We start from the raw sequence: 21549 nt of genomic DNA on the forward strand, positions 1-21549 counted from the left end.
TGCATATGAGCTTGACATAATTTTCCTTTGCTTTCTCGCTGGATTAAGTTGCGCATTCGCATATTGGCTAAAGATGTTTTGCGTGCCAGCCCTAACATGACAGGCTTTAAACACCATATCTGGCAAACAAGTCCTTCGCTTGAGCAATCTTGTGCTTGCCCATGCCGCGCAGGGCGAACTCTCCCAGGGTCTCACCATCACCTTCGGGCCGGGCAGCACCCATTTCCAGCAAGGTTGCGAGGTTATTCAGGTGGCCGCCAAGGGCGGCTTTGAACAGCGGGTATTCGGGGTCGCCGTGGTCAATCGCCGCTGGCACAAAGCGGGCACCGAGGCTGCCGAGCTTGCGCAGTAGATGGCTGCTGCCGTTATAGCCTGCGAGATAAACGGCAATCACATCAAGAGCGGCCTTGTCATGGGCAACAGCATCTATGATCATTGTATAAAAATCGAAGTCTGCATTGTCGCCGCTATTGAACATGAAGGGTGTTTCATATAGGCGCACTTCGCGCTGCAGGAAGCTGTCGAAACGGTCGGTTTCGACCACGGCCAGCCAGTCTATCTTTTGCTGGTTGTCCAGCCATTGCAGCACTTCCAGCGCCTCACTATAAATCGCCTTGCGCACAGCAATGGCATGGTCGGCTGGGGTGAAATGGGTTTGCAGGGTAGCGAGGTCTGCATGGCTGGCGGCTTCGGCGATGATGTCTTCATGCGTGAGTTCATCATAAAACCCTGCCGGGGCGATGGATGTGGCGCCATGCTGGCGAAAGTGTCTGGCACCTGCCATGTTCAGTTGTTCCTGGAATGCATACCAAAGCGGGCTGCCCTGCGCTCCGATGGGGTCAAGGTCTGCCGCGCATTGCGTCGCCACATACTCTGCCGCAGCGATGCCGCCAGCGTGCTGGCAATACAGCACGGCGTGCAACACGTCATTGCCATCGTTGTCGGCAAGATAGGGGTTGAAGCCCAGTTCAAAAAATGCCTGTAATACGGCGCTGCTGCCCATATTGGCGGCCAGTGCAAACAGGCGCACTTCTCCGGCTACCAGAAGGTTCTCAGGGAAAAAGCCTTGCGCTATCATGGCCAGCACCAGTGCCTCAGATTCAGTATCGATGAACAGGGTGCGCAGATGTTCATCGTCGAGCTTGACCCTGCTCTTGTCTATCTGGGTTAGCAGCGCCACGGCTTTGCTGAAAGCCGATTTGCTTATAGCGCGGGTAAATTCGAGGTTCACGTCAGCGATGAGCAGCTTGTCATATTCCTTGTCGAATTCCTTGAGTTTTTTAACGCGCTTACCTGCGGCATATCTTTCGGTTTCATGGTATTCGTCGGCCCGCACGCGCAGCTTGAGCAGGTACGCGCCTGCGGCAAAGAAGGCGCTGATGATGTCTTCGTATTCATCGCGCGTGCCGCCATAAAATTCGAGATTGATGACATTGCGGTACTGCTTGCAAACATCGATGGAAAACTCAAATGCGCAAACCGGCGGCACTGCCAATACCCGCGCCAGCGATTGCTTGAGCAAATAGCCATCTTCTTGCAGATGTGGGTGTATGGCAGCAAAAAATTGGCTTGCTGCAGACTCTTCTTTAAACAGGATATCGGCGCTCAGATATTTCATGGTGAATCAGAATAGGGTGGCATGAGAATTTTTCCAGGCTCACTGTAAGCTGAGCTTGGCGTATGTGCAATACACCAAAGCGGCAAGACGCATGGGTTTGCGGGTGACAATATGTCAAGCGGGCTTGTCGGGTGTTGCAGGCAGATGTGCTTTTATGGTGCATGTCCATGCCTGGGCAGGGCCTGGTCTTTTCAGGGAAACAACAGACTATGCAGACTATGCACCAAAATACCCGCATTACAAGGTGCTTGTATGGTATAAAAATTGCTGGCCATAAATAATCACTTTGCATATCCGGAAGTATTTCACGCCATGCATGAATCCATTTCCCTAACCCCTGCCAGCTTCTTGCCAGAATATGTAGAACTCTGCACAAGCCCGGAGTTGTACGCCTTGCTGGCGCAAGCGGCTGTGCCGGATGCAGTCGAGCAGGCGGCGGCCTTTGGGCGCTGGTGGTTTCATCCTGATAGTGATGGGCTGGTGTTTTCGGTAATGGCAGCGGGCATGCTGGGTGTGACTGCCGGCTGGCATGCAGGGCTGGACCAGGGTTTTGCCAAAGTGCTGGCAGACGATATGCTGCAAATCAATGCCATGCTGCGCAATGCAACCGCCAGACGCAGCCAGATGGAGTATGAATTCCGGATTTTCAATGAAGGTACGGGCCTGCGCTGGTTGCGCCTGAGGTCGGTGCCGCAAGCGTCTGCATCTGCACTTTGCGAAGGCATACTGACCGATATCACCGCCGCCAGGCATGCCGCCATGCGCGAGCGCCTGGGCTTTGAATCAACCCGGCTGTTTGTAGGGGCAGATTCTATCGGTGAGGCTGTCACCAGGGTCATACAACTGGTTTGTGAAAACCTGGGCTGGGACTGGGGTGCCTATTGGACAGTCGCAACCGATGCCTCAGGTGAGCGCCAACTGAGGCTGCAAGATTACTGGCATGCCCAGCAAGAGACCCTGCAACTGTTCACACAAGAAAGCCAGGCCATGCAGGTGCGCCCCGGTACCGGCCTGGTTGGGCAGGTGTGGCAACAAGGCGAGCCGCGCTGGGTAGAGAGCATGAGCAGCGATGAAGAGTTTTTGCGCAATAAGAGTGCGATGCAGTGCCAGTTGCGCTCTGGCTATATCTTCCCGGTGGCTTATATCACCGATGAAGGTGAGCGCCACTGCCCCGGCGTGCTGGAATTCTACAGCCGCCTGACGCGCCAGAGTGAAGCGCAACTGCCGAGCCTGTCCGCCACCATAGGCGCGCTGATTGCGCAAACCGCCCAAAGGCTGGAACAGCAAGAAACCATACGCCTGCTGGCGCAAATCGATGGCCTGACTGAGCTCGCCAACCGCAGCCATTTTTACCAGATACTCGACAGCGCCTGCAAAAAAAGCGCTGCCAGTGGCACTGAGTTTGGCCTGATCTTTATTGACCTTGACCGCTTCAAACCCGTCAATGACGCCTTTGGTCATGAGGCCGGCAATGTCGTCTTGCGCGGTTTTTCGCAAAGAGTGCAGGCCCTGCCCATACCCGGCAAGTTGGTAGGGAGGCTAGGCGGTGATGAGTTTGCGATACTCTACCAACCCGATGGTTCGGCCACACCTTTCAATGAACAGCTTGATAGCCTGGTCAGGCAAGTGCTGCATGCAGCGCAATTACCTTTCATGTTCAACGGCCATGAGATTACCGTCTCGGCCAGCATAGGCATCAGTATTTATCCCGACAATGGCCTGACCGGCCCTGAGCTTTTGCGTGGTGCTGATACTGCCATGTACCGTATCAAGAAAAATGGCCGCAATGACGTTAGCTATTTTTCCAGCAGCACCTCCTACACCCTTGCCGTGCAACAGTCAGACCTGGCGCAGCGCCTGACCATGCAAACAGAGCTGCACCAGGCCATTGCCGAGCAAGCCCTGTTCCTCGAATACCAACCCATCTTTGCTGCTAACGGCCAGATACATGCTCTGGAAGCCCTGATACGCTGGCGCCGTGCCAATGGCGACATCGTGCGGCCCGACATCTTCATCCCCATTGCAGAAGAAAGCCGCCTCATCATCCAGATAGGCAGCTGGGTAGTGCACCGCGCCTGCCACGACCTGGCACGCCTGCACCGCTGTGGTTTTGAAAATGTGAAGGTGCATGTAAACATGGCCGCGTCTGAATTTACCTCCAGCGCGCTGCCCGATGAACTGCGCGCCGTCGTCGAAAGGTCAGGCATCAAGCCACACCACCTCTGCCTGGAACTGACAGAAAGCATGCTCATGCACCAGCCCGACCATGTCATCCCCATCATGAGCACGCTGCGGCGGCTGGGCTTTGGCATCAGTCTCGACGATTTTGGCATGGGTTATTCCTCACTCGCTCATTTGAAGAACCTGCCTATTTCTTCGATGAAAATAGACCGCTCCTTCATCAAAGGCCTGCCCCAGCAAAGCGAAGACCGCGCCATCGTCCGCACCATCATAGAGCTAGGTCGCAACCTGCGTTTGAATGTGATTGCAGAAGGGGTCGAGACGGATACCCAGCTTGCCTTTTTGCGGCAGTTTGGCGATACGCTGATACAGGGCTTTGTGCTGTCCAGACCGCAGCCTGTGGAGGAGTTGATACGGGTGTATGGCAAGGGGCTGGAATTGCCGTTGGTGGGTGATGTTTAGCCGGGTTTGTTAAGTCACTGCTTACGGACAACCATCTGATCCTGTTTGCGTTAATGGCGATCATGAGTCTGTGTAAACCGCGTCACCTGCTTATTTGGATATCCTCTTTGCCGTCGTTCCTGCACAGACAGGAATCCATCGTGTTCAAAGCCATGCGTTTGAACTTGGTGCAAGCCACATTAAAGTCAGATAAGGTTTTACTCATCGCATTCGCACGAACTACGACATCGCCGTAAAGTAGGGCGCATTGCAATGCGCCGCATGGGTATGTCGCATGCCGTGGCAATATATTATTGCAGCGCACGTTGCATGCATACGGCGCATTATAATGCGCCCTACGACCGGAGCTTTGCGAGCAGCAGAATTGGCTTCAGTCATGAACCTCGCCATAGCGGTGCGCATGACGCACCTCCATGCCGAAGGTTTATTTGATCTCGTGAAGCTTTACATCAAAGACTCTTTAGTTTGGCAAGTTCCAGACGAACTGACCAGAAAACCAGGAACGCATTGCTTTGCCGTCGTGCATTTCCGGCGAGAATTTACATCTGGAGAACGCCTGCAAGGTCGCTGTATCCAACAGCACCGAACCACTGCTGACGGAGATGTATTTTGCTGCGATGCCTCCGTTTTCATCAATCAGGAAACGGAATTTTGCCGTGCCACGCAACTGCTGTTGCAAGGCTTCTTCAGGATATTTGGGCTGCGTACAGGAATTTCTATCAAAAGCCACAGGCGAGTAATTTTTGGGGCGCTCCACTCTGACATTGGAGACCATCGTTATCGTATGTTCAATCTTACTGTTCTCTTTATCGGCAAGTTCTGCCAAGTCTGTTCGTCCCAAAGTCCGATATACTTTGCTCAAGTCTTCTAAAGAGGCAGATTTTTGTAGTGATGATGTTTTACCCTGTTGATTAGAAAAAGCGACGGCTTTTTTCAAGACAGACACTGCCTGCTCTAACTTTCCCAATTTGACATATGCACGACTTAATACCCTGTAAAGGTCCGGCATGATGAGTTCATCGTCAGTCCCTTTAGATTCAAGGTTTTCTACTGCTTCGAACGCAAATTTTTCTGCTGCAGCATATTTACCTTCCTCCATCAGCATTTCAGCAATTTCACGCAATAAGTTGGAATAATTCGCGCCATCTTTCGCAGGGTCTGTGCTAAGAATTTCTTTGGTCTTGAGTGCCGTGGCATACGCCTCGTCATATCGTTTCATGTTTTGGAGTGTATGAAAGCGATTTTCGTAGAGACGTGCAAAATAAGTGAAGTAGGTACTTCTGTTAGCTTCTGCAATGTTGAGTGCCAGATCATTCGCTCTCAATGCGCCTGCGTAGTTCTTGTAGTATGTCTGTAAATTAGCTTCATACATGAGCTCGTCCAGGATGTTGCTACTGGCTGCCAGGCATGCATTGGATGATGCCAGCCAGAACAAGCAGATAGCGAAGAAAGATTTGATTGATTTGATTGAGTTCATATTTGTGAAAGCTTGAGGCGCAATACAGTAAATGATCATTTGACAGGGCGACCGAACAGGTCAACTGGCATATGCAATTGCTGCTGTTATTGATTGCCATTCATCCAACGAGAAATGGCAAATCATACCTGAATAGTCCGCTTCCAGGTGTGCCGTGAAAAGTGTCATTGCATGCTGAAGACATCGATTTGTAATGTGCTTACTTGTGGGCGCATGCCTGCGAATACCTTATATTAGCGAACTGTAACAGTGAAAATCGGAGTGCCTGCCATGTGCGTCGTTCACATACGGCGCATTATAATGCGCCCTACGGCCATGGCTTTGCTAACAGCATGGGCGGCTTCAATCGTCTGCATGAGCCGAGCGGTGCGCATGGCGCACCCTACAGGTCACTGGTCATTTTCGAAAAACGGACTTTGCGCAGATGGATCCCAGCCTGCGCTGGGATGACCTTGATAAGGGCAGAGCTTATCTGATTGCTTGGGGTATCCATTTTGTAATGCAGGATGCATAGTCATGAGAGTTACGCTGATGTGCTGCAAGCATTTATCCTGACTTCCCCGCTCTTATACTTGAGCCTGGGTAAACTGAGACACCCGTCTATTTGGACACCCGTTCTATCGTCATTCCTGCGCAGGCAGGAATCCATCGTATTCAAAGCCACGCGTTTGAACTTGCTGTAAACCACATTAAGCTCAGATAAAGCTCTGCTAAGCGCATCTCAGTGAATGACGATATCGTCGTAAAGTAGGGCGCATTGCAATGCGCCGCATGGGCATGCTGCATGCCGTGGCCAAGATATCTTTGCCGTGTGCGTCGCTCACATACTGCGCATTATAATGCGCCCTACGATCGGGGCTTTGCTAACATCAGGAGCAGTTTCAGTTGCAAACATGCTGATAGCGTTGCGTATGGCATTTCTAGTCGTGCACATCTTACTATCACCATGTCGATACATGACGGTTTTACTTTTGACTTCCACCGCTCAAATACTGATGCGCCACCTCAGCCACATCAGCATGCACAGACTTTGCCAAATGCCTGATGCAGTTGTTGACGTCGACATTGTCAGCACCATTGATGGCGACGCAGGCATCGATGACGGCGCGGGCGTGGTCGGCATTATCGACATGAGAGTCTTCGCTAAGAATAAATGCCTTGATTGAATCCATGGCAGGTGTGGCTGCCTTGCCTAGTTTGCCCAAGGCGATGATGGCCGGTCCGGCGCTGATACGGCCTTGTCTGGCGACTATCTTGCGTAGTGCCTCGATCACCGCAGATGTACTCTCGCCTATGGCACCAAAACAATCTGCCAGCAATTGATTGGGGCAAGGATAACCATTGAAATCTTCATCCTCTTCGTTGTCACTTGCCAGTCTCAGCAATTTACTGATCTGGCTGCGCGCCTTGTCACCAAGTTCTGTCAAAGCCCCCAGCGTGGCTGACTGCACGTTCCAGTCGTTGCCTTCAGTATCAAAGATCATGTCACCGAGGCGATTGATCAGTGCCTCATCTTCTATGCCGAGCAAGCCCAGTGACATGGCTGCATTGCCCCGGATGAACCAGGCTTCACTGTCAAGGCAGGGAGCCAGTATCGCTACTGCTTCTGCTTGCCGGTCTTTGCATAGTGACAGTGCAATGACTGCGCTACTGTATGCCTCGTCATCGCGATTGCCGCCATACGATAGTGCCCGGCGCACAATCATGTCTTGTGCCTGCAAAGGCAGTGCCATCTCCAGGGATTCAAAACTTCGGAATATGCCGCATTGCAGATTGTCGTTGCCATGCTCAAATCTGCTCATCACTGTGTCAAAACCTTTGGGGTTTTTTGTCAATGCGGCAGCCAGTGCAATGCCGGGTTGGTAGGGCCATTCATGCACACCATATTCTTCCATCGTGTCGAGGAGCTGTGCTATGTGCCGGTCGTCTAGTGTGGGAAACGCATCCATCATGGTTCCGGCAAAGGAGGTCAAAAAGCTGTCGCCAGTATCGAGCAGGGCCAGTACTTCTTCCTGCGCCAGATGGCCATAGCCTGGCAGCACATACATGAGGCTGCCCAGGTCGGTCACCACTTGTGTGTATTCTTCTTGTGCTTTCTTTCTGGAAGCGCCCTTAAACAGGCCGAGGAAAGTTTCATCGCTGGACGCAGCTTTGAAAGCGGCCAGGCTGCGCGTGTAATTCAGACGATAGCCGGTCAGCATGCGGGCGACGCAATTTGCTGTGTCAAAGCCCGGCATGTTCATGACGGTCTTGAATAGTGTGGCATCCATGCGCAAGACCAGGGGAGATGCATGCAGTGCGTGCAGGCCTTGCAAGGCTTGTTGATTGATCTGGTAATCGTCACCTTGAAAGAGATTAAGCAGGCAGGCACCAATTTCTTTGAGGCGCGGGGCTTGCCACCTGATCAGGTATTCGCCAGGGTTGGTGCGCAAAGTAGCATTGAATATGCTGGTGACCCTGAGTGTGCCTATCTGTTTTTTACCTTCAAGAATATTGAGTTCACGGCCATCCCAAAGACAGGCCGGGTACACATCGGGCGTGGATAAACACACAGCCACCCGGCCACTTTCACCAGGCTGTACCTGGTCACTATCCAGATATTCATGGATGCCGGTGCTGCAGTGATTGTCATGCAACTGGTGGGCAGCTCTGTATCCGTTAAGCACGGCAGACTGCCTGCCGTCATTGTCGGTGCGTGAGAGGCTGAGTATGCCTTCAAAATCAGCGGGGCGGGGTAGTGTCATTGCTTGGTTTTTTTATCTGATGCTATGGATGAAATTCGGGCTAAGCTGTTTGATACTGCCGCAGGCATCATCGATTTGGATGAATAGCATATGGCGGGTACTACAAAGACGCAAGTGCAGAAGAAAATTCCCTGCTACGGCGGGAGCAAGGGAGTGAAATCATCATATCTCATCCCATACTGTATTCCGGACCGTAGATTTACCTGGTTCGTTCCAACGCCTGAACTCCACTCCCGCTTTCTGCGACTGTTCAAGCAGATACTGGATTTTTACATAGGAGTTGAAGCTGAATACATTACCGTCAATCAGGGTAAATTCATAGGCATCGCCATCAGGTATAAAGTTCGTCCATTTGATGAAGGCGATTTCTGCCCAGGTGATTTCTCTTGAGTTAAATCCCTGGCGATAGGTAAATCCGTTTTGCGTGACTTGCGGGCGTTTTCGTATCAGGTGATAAAAGCCTTTACTCCCGAGGGTAGCGACGAACAAAAATGGCAAACCAGTTAACGTCATCATATTTGTGAGGAAGATTTTAATATTCAGTGGCAGCTTTAGTATCAACAAAGGCAAAAAAACGATGCTCAGTATCCACACCATGAGTAGGCAACTTAGCCATATGGGGCAGCTCAGTAGCAAGACCAAAAAAAGCATGATGTCTGAAAACCTGATGCGGTCATTCATGGTGATGCCTGCTTTGCTGGATGCTGGTGATGCCTGTCTCTGACGAATGGCAGGATTCAAGTGCTTTGATGATGAACTGATTGACCTCTTCGCTATGCGTACGCGTCATCACATGCCCGGCACCGACGATGCTGCTGTCGGCCTTGCTGCGTCTGGCGGCAAAGACATTGTCTCTGCTGCCGTGCAGTTGCATGATAGTGCAGGCTGCGGGAGCAGGCTTCCAGCCCAGCAAGGCAGACAGGGCCCAGTCACGAAAATGCTGCTGCGCTGGCGACAGGCGTTGGCGTTTGTTTCTGGCCGATGGCAGGCTGGCAATGCTGGCATCTTGCCACCGCATTGTCCATTTCCAGATGGTGTCAGCACTGATCAGTTTACCCAACTGCCTTGCCATGCGCAAGCTGGTCGGCAGGCCATGGGCATCGCGGCTGGACGCAAATAGCAGGCAGGCTTGCGCTTGCAGATGGTGGGAGGCTTCAAGTGCGACAATGCCACCAAAAGAGGTGCCACCGACCAGGCAGGGGCCACCCGGATCAACTGCTCTTGCCATACGCTTTGCATACGCCGACATGCTCTCTGAGCGGGCTGGCGGCAGCCACTGCGCGACCTTTAAGGTGGAGAAGGCTTTTAGCTGTTCTGCAAATATGCGTGCATCGCCGTTGATGCCAGGGAAGAAGATAATCGGGAGTTGATCCATGCTATCGCGGTATTGGTTTTCGCAAAAAGATGAGTTTGTCACAGTATGGCGAATGAGGTTTAGTCCACGTCTGCTTCGTCTGAGGCGTGTCTATCTGCAGTACGCCTGTCATCACGGAAGGCTTGACAGAACTTGTCCAGTTCAAATGGTATGCCCAGCTTATTCGTCTCTTCGATGACTGGCTGACTGTCTTCAGTGCTGGATATTTGCAGATGCTGCCCATCATGGAAGTGGAATTGAAATGCCGATCCCCCAGGCGGCGTCCAGACCTCGCGGATGAACTTGATACTAGTCCACAAGACCGTCACTTTTTTAAAGCGGCGATGGAAAGTAAAACCGGTATCGTCAATTTGCGGACGTGCGCGCAGCAGGTGATTTACCGCAGAGCCGCTGAGCTGCAATACGATAATAAATGGATACCCAATCACCATGAACAAGATGAATAATAAACCGTTTATCATTTCTATCTTGAGCAGGCTCAGCAGCCAGAACAGGCCAAACAGCACGAGGCAGATCAGTGCACATGGCACCGTGACAGGGCTGGTCAACAGCAGCATCAGAAACAAATAGAGATCAGAGCGTGTGATGCGGTGCATGCAGGTCATGGACTGGGATAGACCAGCTATTGTGACATAAGAGAAGCAGGGCAGGCCGCCAGTATCCATATCGACCCCGGCGACCTTCATTTGCATGCCGCGATCTCATTCACATTTGCTTACATTAATATTTGTTTAATATATTTATTTTACTATACTGAACTCCAGCTGCCAGCATCAAGCGCAGCGACTGCCCCGATAGCATCTTTCGTCAACGGTTCTCTCACATCGGGGGAGGTTCCTCCTTAGTCATCAGCTTTAGCAGTATCAACATCAGCGTCAATATCAGCATCAATATCAGCCTAAACACCGGCATTAGCACCATCAGCATCGGTAGTTCACACATTCACCTTATTTTATTCGGAGACAGTATGAATTCACTCAAACTTATTTTGATGTCCGTTGCAATTTCAGCCTTACAACTCAGTGCAGCCCATGCGGCGAATATTTCGCTGCGGGTCGCCTACAGCGATGGCAGGCAGGGCACCAGTTTCACGCCTGTACGTGCCGAGCTTGGCGAGTTTGCGCTGACACCCAGCATGCCTGACAGTGGGCAGGGCGAACCCTGGCGTGTCATTGCCAGAAATGCTCAGGGTACTATCATCCATGAAGTGCTGGTGCGCAATGCGCAGCAGCGCCATGTCGAGGCGTTTGATCCCAAGACCGGGGCCATTGATGTGTCGCAGCAAGTCAGGCAGGCTGATGGTGTGTTTGAGGTGTCCCTGCCTTTTGATGACAAGGTCGCCAGCATAGAAATCCAGCCGCAAGCCGCGGGCGATGCGCGCATGGCGCTGCCACCGCCGCAGCCGGTGGTATTTAACCGCGCTACCCTTGACAAGATAGTACGCAACGGCCAGGCCACACGCATGCAGCCACCACCATCTGCCACCCCGGCAGCAACCGTCACGACTATCATCAATAATGGTCCGTCCAATGCACGCATGGACCTGGTCTTTGTTGGCGATGGCTATACTGCTGCCGAGATGAGTAAATGGCGTACAGACGCACAAAAAGTCATCGATGGCTTCATGGCCGATCCTCTGTTTGCAGCGAATCGTGCCAGCATCAATGTGCACCGCGTTGATGTCGTCAGCAACCAGTCCGGCGCAGATGAGCCGGACAAGGGCGTGTATCGCGACACCGCCATGGATGGCAGCTTCTACTGCTATAACATCGACCGCCTGCTGTGTGTGAACTCAACCAAGGTATATGACATCGTCGGTTCGGTACTTGCGCCTGACCAGCGTGACGTCATTGTCGTGGTGTCCAACTCCACTCGCTATGGTGGTTCTGGCGGTGAGATCGCGACGCTCTCCATGCATGCCCAGTCTGTGGAAATTGCCCTGCATGAGATAGGCCACACCGCCTTTGCCCTGGCTGATGAATATGATTACGGTACTTGCAGCCTCAGTGCTGAACCCAGCTCAGGCGATGTATCCCTGAATGGCACACGCAATGTCAAATGGGGTGGCCTGATCTCGTCATCCACTGCGGTTCCAACCGGCCTGGGGCAATATGCAAATGGTACAGTCGGCACCTTCCAGGGCGCGCAATATTGCAAGACCGGGAAATACAGGCCAACAGAAAACTCCCGCATGCGCACGCTGGGCTATCCATGGCATGCAGTCAATGAAGGCCTGGCCAGGACGGTGTTTGCCTCATACACACCAACACCAGGTGGTGCTGTCACCCAGACCGGCAGCCTCGCCAGCGGCGCAACGGCTAATGCACCCAGCGCATCACCCGGCTATATCCAGTCTGGCAATGGCACCTATAGCATACAGTTGAGCGGGCCAGCAGGCACAGACTTTGACCTCTACCTGTACAAATACTCAGGCAGCGCCTGGACCAAGGTAGCCAGCAGCGAAGGCAGCACATCGACTGAATCCATCAGCTATGCAGGCACGGCGGGTTACTACTATGTGCAGGTCAAATCGTATGCGGGGAGCGGGAACTACACGGTGACTTATAACTTCCCGCCGAAGTAAGGTTTGCATAGGCGTTTTTGAGTAGTTGCGGGACAAAACGCTCATTCTGGATTTTCTATGCAGGGCCATACAAACCGTGTGGCCTTTTTATATTGATATCTTTCAATTGTCATTCCTGCGCAGGCAGGAATCCATCGTATTTGGGCCGGGTACGTTGATGTGCCATATTGGGTTTGTGACGTCCATCCAGATTTAAGAAATTCCTTCGTCAACCAACGAACGCCGCTGGGCTCCAGCCTGCGCTGGAGCGACATTAATGGAGGTAATGGATGCGTTATAGCCTACCCCGTATATTGACATTTTAAATTCCGGTCTTATTCATATGGACAAATTTGTTATGTTGTAGATATGAGTGCCTTCTTAACAAATCCAACAATTTGCCATGTAAGATATAACTGAAAATCACGGACGATCTCAAATCATGCGCATATCTCAAATACATTTTCTTCCCAATGAACTTTCAGAAAGAGGCATTGATTGCGGTATTACTGCCGAAATAAAAATGCCAAGGCTTGGACAGGTTGTTGTGTTGGCAGGACCTAATGGCTCAGGGAAAACTCGCCTGTTAAATGCGTTAACTTCTTTGGATAGCAGGTTAGGCAGTCGCTCGCTGGCTCAGCTCAAGGTGGCAGAGTCGGAAAATAATGCAGCAATCAATCATTTTCATACGTTGTTAGATGGGGCGTCAGAGAGTGAGTATGGCGGATATTTGAATTCAGTAAATGCTTTTGGCTTTGAGTTGAAGGGCATCAAAAATGAATTACGCCTTAGAGAAATGATTTGCTATGACTCAGACAGCAATGGCCCAGTCGGATTTATAAATTTTGTTCCATTACAAACGACTCTTCTTGATGCAGAATATATATCTTCCGGCCAAATGAGAGATTTCGCCGAAAGTGCGAAGAGTCCAGGATTGGGTAATTTGCATGAATCAGCTTCGTCATACTTAAAAGACAAACTGCAAATTGACTTCAATTCAAGGCATCCGGATGCCTTAGCGCAGTTAGATTTTAAGAAGATTGAATCTATACAAACATCAGCTAAAGAACTCAAAGATACAATTAAGCTTTTATTAGGAACGGCTAGCGATCCTCGTTATACCGTCGGTGGAAAGGTTTCGCTATTCGGCAGGGACGATTACTATCGGACCTTATCTTCCGGGCAAAAATTACTTTTGCAGTTGGCTGTCGCCCTACATGCGCAGAATACAAGATTAAAAGAAGCCATTTTGATTCTTGATGAGCCTGAAAATCATCTTCATCCTACAGCTATCATTGAGCTTGTTACCAGATTAAAAGAATTGTGTACTGATGGACAAATCTGGATTGCAACGCATTGCGTTCCGCTTATTGCTCATTTAGTCCACGATGATCCAAATTGCCTGTGGTACGTGAATGACGGACAGGTATCTTGGAGCGGACGTCAACCTGAGCGTGTTCTTAATGGTCTCATGGGTGGTCAGAGCGGGGCAGATCGATTACAGCAATTCACTCTCTTGCCAGCACAATTTGCTACAGCCCGTTTTTTGTCTGAATGTCTGTTGCCACCGGGGACAGTCGGGGCAGATACTGCCGATCCCCAAACTAACCAGATTGCAAGAATTATTCACAAATTACGCTCAAAGAACGGAACAGATAATTCCATCAGAGTGCTTGATTTCGGAGCTGGACAGGGGCGATTGCTATCAACAATTTTGTCTATGCCTGGAGACAATGTTCGAGGCTGGCTTGACTACCATGCTTTTGACTCCTACGACGATGATAAAGAACGTTGCATGAATGAACTGACTTCTTTTTACTCAGGCGAAGACGTTCAAAATCGATATTTCAATGAACTGTCTAAAATTAGCGCGAAACTTGACGCTGGGTCTTTTGATCTAGTTGTGATGTGCAATGTTCTTCACGAGATTGATCCCGATGATTGGATTCGTGAATTAGGAAAAGATTCTCATGTCGCGAAATTACTCAAGGATGACGGCTATTTACTGATTGTTGAAGATTATTTAATCCCAGTCGGTGAAACCGCCCATCGATACGGCTTTCTTCTTCTGGATGAAGCAGAATTAAAGAAATTGTTTGGCGTAAAAGAAAAAGATTGTTCGGAAAATCGCTTCCTTACACTTGATGCATACGAGAGTAAACCGGAGAAGTCAGGCAGGCTGAAAGCGCATCTGATAAGCGCTGCGCTTGTTCGTCAAATTACTTCAGAGAGCCGATTGGAAACTATTAAAGGAGTTAAATATACGGCACAAGAGAAAATAGAGTCGATTAAAAAGAAAAGCCCTGCAAGTTTTAATGATGGACAGCGTTACGCACTTTTTACCCAGCTCTATGCAAACGCTTCCATCTGGTTGAGTCGTCAGGGTGATTGATCAGTTTTTAGGGCCTGTAAAAAATAGTGAATGCGCTTGTCGGGTATTTGAGATTTTTTGCTCCTTTATGACTCTGTTAGTTGCGACCAACAATCAGCGATGAGTTACGCCCTCTTGCATTTCTCTGTGACTCCGTTTCTCTGTGGTGAGTTTTTTGGTCTTGAATTGCTAATTCCGTTTGCTATTCGCGGCTAAAGCCACTCCTACGTGAGACACCAACTACCCCGCCACCCGCGGCCAGCTAAACCTGAACACCGCCCCGCGCGGCTGGTTGGCCGCCAGGCTAATGCTGCCGCCGAGTGATTCTATGGTTTTCTTGATGACGGCTAGACCCATGCCGCTGCCTTCTACCTCATCGCGGGGGCGCAGGGTCTGGAACATGGCGAAGACGCGTTCGCGGTGTTCGGTGGCAATGCCGGGGCCATCGTCGGCGACTTCGAAGAGGTAGGCCTGGTTATCAGGGGCTGGCAGGGCGCGTACGGTGATGTGGCCGCTGGCCTTGTCATGATGTTTGATGGCATTGTTGATGAGGTTGCGCAAGACCAGTTCGAGAGCCACCTTGTGGGTATGGTCTTTGGGGAAGGTGCCTTGCAATTCGAGAGAAAACGAGGGGTTGTTGCAGCATAGTTCAAAGACGTCACGTGCCATCTCGGCAAAGTCTATGCATTCTGTGCCGCCGCCAAGATTGTCGGCGCGGAAGTAGAGCAGCAGGTCGTCGAGCAGTTTTTCCATGCGGGTGATGCGTACGCGCATGAGGTGCAGGTGTTCCTGGGTTTCTTCATTGATCTGGCCTGCCAGGTCTTCGGTGATCCAGGTAGCGAGCTGGTTAACGCCGCGCAGCGGGGCTTTCAGGTCATGCGAGGCGACGTAGGCAAAGTCCTTGAGTTCCTGGTTGCGGCGCGAGAGTTCGTCGGTGAAGCGCTGGCGTTCTGACATATCGACAATGGCTGACAATACCTTCATGCCGTCTGCTGTCTCGATGGGGCTGAGGCTGACTTCTACCGGGAACTCGGTACCATCCCTGTGCAAGGCATATAGTTCGCGGCCCTTGCCCATGACAGGTTGGTCTGGATGGGCAAAATAAGCTGCACGCCGTTCCGGATGTTGCCCGCGAAAGCGTTCAGGTACCAGCATGTCAAGCATATTGCCTATCAGTTCAGCGCGCGTGTAGCCAAACATCTGTTCGCAGCGCTCATTGATCAGCTCTATCTGGCCCTGGCTGTTGACCAGTATCATGGCATTTGGCGTAGCCTGGACTACCTGGCGGAAATGCCTTTCACTCTGTGTCAGTCTGGCGGCCATTTTGTAGCCGCTGCTGAAGTCGCGTGCGCTCAGAGAAAGGCCAAACATATTGCCGCTGGCATCACGTATGGCCGAGATGGTCAGTGACACTGGTATTTCGCTGCCATCAGCACGCCTGCCCATGGTTTCAAACTGGCCTATGGCGTTATTTTTTTGCAGCAGTTGGCCCAGCGTTTGATGGTCGGGCAATTGCCCGTCCGGGAACAGGACGGCAAAGGGGCGACCCAGGATTGCCGCATGCGCATGCCCGAACAAGAAACTGGCGGCATGGTTCCAACTGATGATGTGACCGTTCAGGTCGCTACCTATGATGGCATCGTCCGATGAATTGACGATGGCGGCTAGCAAGGCCGCCGGGTCAGTGTCTGCTTCTGTTTTGCGGGAATGCGACATCATCTTATAAAGCCTCCGCCATGTTGCGCGGCCAGGTGAAGTTGAACGCGGCACCACGTGGCTGGTTGGTGCTGAGTTTGATATGGCCGCCCAGCGACTCTATGGTTTTTTTGATGATGGCCAAGCCCATGCCGCTGCCTTCTACCTCATCACGCGGTCGCAGGGTCTGGAACATGGCGAACACACGTTCGCTATGTTCAGCAGCGATACCGGGACCGTCATCGCAGACCGCAAATTCCAGCCATTGTTGATTGAGGATGGACTGTATGACGATGCAGCCTTTTTTGGTATCGTGATGTTTGATCGCATTGCTGATGAGATTGCGGAACACCAGTTCAAGCGGCACCTTGTGGGTATGGCAGCGCGGGAATTCGCCTTGCAGCTCCAGCCTGAAAGACTGGTCCGGACAGCACAGATCAAATACATCGCGCACCAGGTCGGCAAAGTCTATGTATTCTACCGAGCCGCCGAGTTGCCCGGCGCGGAAGTAGAGCAGCAAGTCATCTAGCAGCCTCTCCATGCGTTTAATGCGCATGCGCATGAGGCGCAGGTGTTCATTGGTTTCATCATCGATCTTGCCGGCCAGGTCTTCAGTGAGCCAGGTGGCGAGTTGATCGACACCGCGCAAAGGGGACTTGAGATCATGCGAGGCGACATAGGCAAAATTGTTCAGTTCCTGGTTGCGCCGCGACAGCTCATCGGTAAAACGCTTGCGCTCCGAGATATCAACAATTGCTGACAATACTTTGAGACCATCTGCAGTCTGTATAGGGTTGAGGCCTATCTCTATCTGGAATTCGCTGCCGTTTTTGCGCAGGCCAAACAGGTCGCGCCCACTACCCATGGCGCGCGTGCTGGGGCTGGTGAAATACTGGGCGCGCAAATCCGGGTGCTGGCTACGGAAGCGGGCTGGTATCAGCATCTCCATAGGCTGGCCCAGCAATTCTGTGCGCGGGTAGCCAAACAGATGTTCAGTCTGCGCATTCACCATTTCTATCATGCCGCGGCTGTCTATCATGACCATGGCGTTCGGCGCGGCTTCCACGACGAGGCGGAAGCGTTCTTCCAGACGCTTGCGCTCGCTGATATCGACAATCGCCGATAAAACCTTGATGCCCTCGGCAGTTTCTATCGGGTTCAGACCTATCTCTACCGGGAACTCTGTACCATCCTTGCGCAAGCCAAACAGGTCGCGGCCAGTGCCCATGCTACGGCTGCTGGGCTGAGAGAAAAAATGTGTGCGCAAACCAGGGTGGTGATGGCGGAAGCGTTCAGGTATCAGCACTTCCATAGGTTGGCCCAACAGTTCTTCACGCTCATAGCCAAAGATGGTTTCGGTCTGGGCATTGACCATTTCTATTTTGCCCTGGCTGTCTATCATGACCATGGCATTCGGTGCGGCTTCCACTACGAGACGGAAACGTTCTTCCTGGCGCTTGCGCTCGGTGATATCGACGATGGCTGATAAAACCTTGATGCCATCGGCAGTTTCTATCGGGTTCAGGCCTATTTCTACCGGGAACTCGGTACCGTCCTTGCGCAGGCCATACAGCTCGCGCCCGCGCCCCATGACGCGGCTGATGGGGTTGGCAAAGTAACCGGTGCGCAGGCTGGGATGGTGGCGTTGAAAGCGTGAAGGGATCAGGATTTCCAGGGGTTTGCCCAGCAGCTCGATGCGGGTGTAGCCAAAGATGGCCTCGGTCTGCGAATTGACCATTTCTATGAGGCCGCGGCGGTCTATCATGACCATGGCATTCGGCGCCGCATCCACCACCTGGCGGAAATGGCGCTCGCTTTGCGTCAAACGGGCAGCGATACGGTAGCCGACGCTAAAGTCACGCGCGATCAGTGACAGGCCTATGATATTGTCGCCCTCATCACGCATGGCAGAGATGGTCAGCGCCACTGGCAACTCAGTACCATCCTGGCAGCGTCGCATGGTTTCAAAATGGCCTATCGAAGCGCCTTGCTGCATGAGTTTAATCAGCGACAGGTGGTCAGGCAATTGCCCGGCAGGGAAGAGGCTGGCAAAAGGGCGCTGGTAAATTGCGGTCGCGGTATAGCCAAACAAAATTTCTGCTGCGTGGTTCCAGCTTATTATATTGCCGCTGAGGTCACTGCTGATGATGGCATCGTCAGATGAATTGACGATCGCGGCCAGCAAGGCATGCTGCTCGTTGACATAATCTGGCTGCTTTCCGGATTGTTGAGTGCTGGCCTGCTCATTGTTCTGACTGTGGTCCAATTGGCTCATGGCGGAAACTTCCGGTCAGGTAGCGATCTTCAAATTCACTCGATGGGATAGGGCGTGAATACATAAAGCCCTGCAAAAGTTCACAACCGCGTTCAGCACAGAACATGGCTTGTTGCTCAGTCTCTATACCCTCTGCCACCAGGGATAATTCCATGGTCTTGGCAAAGGCAATCATGGCGGCCAGCAGGCGTTCTTGCGATTCACCCTTGCCAACTCCGGCGACAAAACTCTGGTCTATCTTCAAGACATGGATGGGGAAGAGTTTCAAATGTCCGAAGGATGAATAACCGGTACCAAAATCATCCAGCGAAAGCTTGACCCCACGCCCGACCAGTTTGTGCAAAATCGCCGCAACATGGACAGGGTCACGGATCAGCGCATTCTCGGTAATCTCCAGTTCCAGATAGCGCGGGTCCAGACCACTGGTCAGCAGGGCTTCATCGACGGTATAGATGAGATTATCACCCTGCAATTGTATGGCTGAGACATTCACCGCCATCGTCAGGTCCTGGGCATGCAGGAAGGGCAGTGAGCGCCATTCCTGCAACTGGGCGCAGGCCGTGCGCATGACCCACTGGTCGATATCGAACATCAGGCCCAGCTCTTCTGCCATCGGTAAAAAGATACCCGGCGTCAGCACGCCTTCTACTGGGTGATGCCAACGCAGCAGTGCTTCCATGCCACCTATGCTGCCATCAAAGGGATTGATCTTGGCCTGGTAATACACCTGCAACTGCTCATTGCGCAAGGCATGACGCAGGTCGCGCTCAAGGTACATGCGGTGGCGCACGGCCTGGTGCAACTGGTCGGAATAAAAATGACTCTGGTTACGGCCCTCTTGCTTGGCGCGGTACATCGCAATGTCGGCGCATTTCATGAGTTCAGTTGCATCATTGGCGCAAGAGCCAAACACGGCGATGCCTATGCTCATCGTCACATGCCATTCCATGCCATCAAGGATGATGGGTTTCTTGAACGCTTCCACTACCCGGGTCGCCAGCAGGATGGCCTGATCGACCCTGTCCATGTCCTGCACCAGCACGACGAATTCATCACCACCGAGGCGCGCCAGCAAATCACTGCCGCGTGTGGTGGTACCCAGGCGGCGTGCCACCTTGATGAGCAACTGGTCACCTATAGCATGACCATAGGTGTCATTCACATTCTTGAAACGGTCCAGGTCCAGCAGCAACACCGCCATCTTGCCATGCAGGTTCTCGCGCTTGGCGCGGCTGACGGCAAAGGACAGGGCCCGTTCAAAATCATAGCGGTTGGCCAGACCAGTCAGGGCATCGTGCTCGGCCAGCTCACGCAACTGGTTATAGCTGCGGCTGAGCTCGGATTCCAGCTTGTGGCGGTGGCGTGCCTGGTGCACCGCACGCATCAGGCGGCGCGCATTGACTTCTTCTTTCAGTAAAAAGTCTTGTGCCCCGGCCTCTATGGCCTGCTCTGCCAGGCTCACATCTTCCTGGTGTGTCAGCATGATGATGGCAGCGTGGTGGGTTTTATCCAGGCGCAGGCTTTTTAATACCTCAATGCCGTCACGGTCGGGCAGGCGGTAATCGAGCAGGATGACATCGAACAGGGTTTCCTTGGCTTTGAGCAGGCCATCGAGGGCATTGTTGGCTTCAACGATCTTGACGCTGACCGATACCTGCTTCAGTGCACGGATGACATTGCGCCTGTCGATTTCGTCATCATCGATGATGAGGATATCGAGGGTAGAGGTTTGCGGTGGCGCGGTCAGCATCATGATTACACCTCAGGCAACGGGCAGTTCAACTACCCGCCAGTAATGGTCGAGCATTTCAGTCACACGCATGAAACCATCACCCACATGCTGTTTGACGATATAACCTGCCACATGTTTGGAATAAGCCAGGACCTTGTCCTGGTCATCCTGTGAAGTGGTCAGTACAAATACGACGGCAGATGACAGGTTCTTGTCCTGCCGCAGTTCTGCCAGAAATTCTTGTCCGTTCATGCGGGGCATATTAATGTCCAGCAAGATCAGATAGGGGCGTGGCAAGCCTTCAGACGAGCGCAGGATTTCCAGCGCTTCAACACCGTCATGGGCCCGCACGATAGGGTTGGCAATCTTGAGTTTTTTCAATGCGCGCTCTATACCCAGCACATCGACGTCGTCGTCATCGACGACCAGGATAGTGACCGGTCTGGTTTGCGGAATGCTGTCATTCATTAGACACCTTTCGCCTGCGCACAATAATTAATAATACTCCAAGGCAACTTTGTTGCGGCGCGAAATTTGTAACGGCCTTTTACAATTGCCCATGAATTACAAGCCTGCTTTCCCATCCACCTACCGTCAAGCCCGTCCTGCTTGGCTGTCTCTATTAGCATAGACACAGCATAGACATGCATTGACATATATACATGTATGCTAGTGCAAATACATTATGCTTACTAAATTTACATTTATATTATGCAATTGTCTATATCGCTGCAATATTGATATGATTAATTTGCATTTTTTTACGCTTTTGTGGTTTCGCCAGGATTTTTCATCAAGGAATACTGCGCTGCCTGCCTGCCTTTGTATGTAGGCGAATGGCTCGTCAAGCAGCGATGTGGACGCAGGAAAATTGCAGAAAGGTGTGATGTTTTCTACTTTACATTTTTGTATGCCTGGTCGCTTAAGTCACTTAGAGGCTGTTGCGAAATTAAAACGACTGAAAAAAAGTGCTGTTAACTTTTCATGAGTAGTGTTAACTTTCTATCTTGTTTTGTCAGGGTGGAGAGCGATGCCAAAAGAACTGATAGATGACCA

Annotated in this window: 13 protein-coding genes; 3 read left to right on the plus strand and 10 right to left on the minus strand. The window is 51.8% G+C overall.

Annotated features, from left to right (window positions below):
- Positions 1-106: 106 nt before the first annotated feature.
- Positions 107-1618: a hypothetical protein gene (locus ACO0LL_RS21625; protein ID WP_422952880.1), complete on the minus strand. Its 1512-nt coding sequence runs from the start codon at positions 1616-1618 to the stop codon at positions 107-109.
- A gap of 312 nt (positions 1619-1930) precedes the next feature.
- Between ACO0LL_RS21625 and ACO0LL_RS21630 the strand changes: the two genes are divergently transcribed.
- Positions 1931-4261, plus strand: a complete 2331-nt coding sequence (locus ACO0LL_RS21630) for a putative bifunctional diguanylate cyclase/phosphodiesterase (RefSeq protein ID WP_422952881.1) — start codon at positions 1931-1933, stop codon at positions 4259-4261.
- A gap of 460 nt (positions 4262-4721) precedes the next feature.
- Here the strand turns inward: ACO0LL_RS21630 and ACO0LL_RS21635 are convergent, their stop codons facing one another.
- From ACO0LL_RS21635 to ACO0LL_RS21655, 5 genes are all read right to left on the minus strand, one after another.
- Positions 4722-5738 (minus strand): TonB family protein, encoded by a 1017-nt coding sequence (locus ACO0LL_RS21635; RefSeq protein ID WP_422952882.1) that lies wholly within the window; start codon positions 5736-5738, stop codon positions 4722-4724.
- A gap of 965 nt (positions 5739-6703) precedes the next feature.
- The gene (locus ACO0LL_RS21640; RefSeq protein WP_422952883.1) at positions 6704-8482 is read right to left on the minus strand and encodes a HEAT repeat domain-containing protein; all 1779 of its coding nucleotides are present in this window, start codon (positions 8480-8482) and stop codon (positions 6704-6706) included.
- Positions 8483-8644: 162 nt separating this feature from the next.
- Positions 8645-8998 carry a hypothetical protein gene (locus ACO0LL_RS21645; RefSeq protein ID WP_422952884.1) on the minus strand — a complete coding sequence of 118 codons (354 nt, stop codon included), beginning with the start codon at positions 8996-8998 and terminating at the stop codon, positions 8645-8647.
- A 157-nt stretch (positions 8999-9155) separates the two neighbouring features.
- A complete protein-coding gene (locus tag ACO0LL_RS21650) occupies positions 9156-9857 on the minus strand; it encodes an alpha/beta fold hydrolase (protein WP_422952885.1) in 702 nt (233 codons plus the stop codon).
- A 59-nt stretch (positions 9858-9916) separates the two neighbouring features.
- Positions 9917-10549: a hypothetical protein gene (locus ACO0LL_RS21655; protein ID WP_422952886.1), complete on the minus strand. Its 633-nt coding sequence runs from the start codon at positions 10547-10549 to the stop codon at positions 9917-9919.
- Between the two features lie 275 nt (positions 10550-10824).
- Here ACO0LL_RS21655 and ACO0LL_RS21660 point away from each other — a divergent pair, with 275 nt between their 5' ends.
- Positions 10825-12441, plus strand: a complete 1617-nt coding sequence (locus ACO0LL_RS21660) for a M64 family metallopeptidase (RefSeq protein ID WP_422952887.1) — start codon at positions 10825-10827, stop codon at positions 12439-12441.
- A gap of 421 nt (positions 12442-12862) precedes the next feature.
- Positions 12863-14812 (plus strand): AAA family ATPase, encoded by a 1950-nt coding sequence (locus ACO0LL_RS21665; protein ID WP_422952888.1) that lies wholly within the window; start codon positions 12863-12865, stop codon positions 14810-14812.
- Positions 14813-15031: 219 nt separating this feature from the next.
- Here ACO0LL_RS21665 and ACO0LL_RS21670 read toward each other — a convergent pair whose 3' ends face one another.
- Genes ACO0LL_RS21670 through ACO0LL_RS21685 form a run of 4 tightly spaced genes read right to left on the minus strand, consistent with a single transcriptional unit; the run spans position 15032 to position 20961 of the window.
- Positions 15032-16507 (minus strand): PAS domain-containing sensor histidine kinase, encoded by a 1476-nt coding sequence (locus ACO0LL_RS21670; RefSeq protein WP_422952889.1) that lies wholly within the window; start codon positions 16505-16507, stop codon positions 15032-15034.
- Between the two features lie 4 nt (positions 16508-16511).
- A complete protein-coding gene (locus tag ACO0LL_RS21675) occupies positions 16512-18761 on the minus strand; it encodes a PAS domain-containing sensor histidine kinase (protein WP_422952890.1) in 2250 nt (749 codons plus the stop codon).
- Positions 18730-20514, minus strand: coding sequence for a GGDEF/EAL domain-containing response regulator (locus tag ACO0LL_RS21680; protein WP_422952891.1), 1785 nt, complete (start codon positions 20512-20514; stop codon positions 18730-18732). The genes ACO0LL_RS21675 and ACO0LL_RS21680 overlap by 32 nt, the downstream gene beginning before the upstream one ends.
- Positions 20515-20523: 9 nt before the next feature.
- Positions 20524-20961 carry a response regulator gene (locus tag ACO0LL_RS21685; protein ID WP_422952892.1) on the minus strand — a complete coding sequence of 146 codons (438 nt, stop codon included), beginning with the start codon at positions 20959-20961 and terminating at the stop codon, positions 20524-20526.
- Positions 20962-21549 lie beyond the last annotated feature (588 nt).

It is taken from the genome of Undibacterium sp. TC4M20W, from assembly GCF_049340245.1.
In the GTDB taxonomy this organism is placed as follows: Bacteria; Pseudomonadota; Gammaproteobacteria; order Burkholderiales; family Burkholderiaceae_D; genus Undibacterium.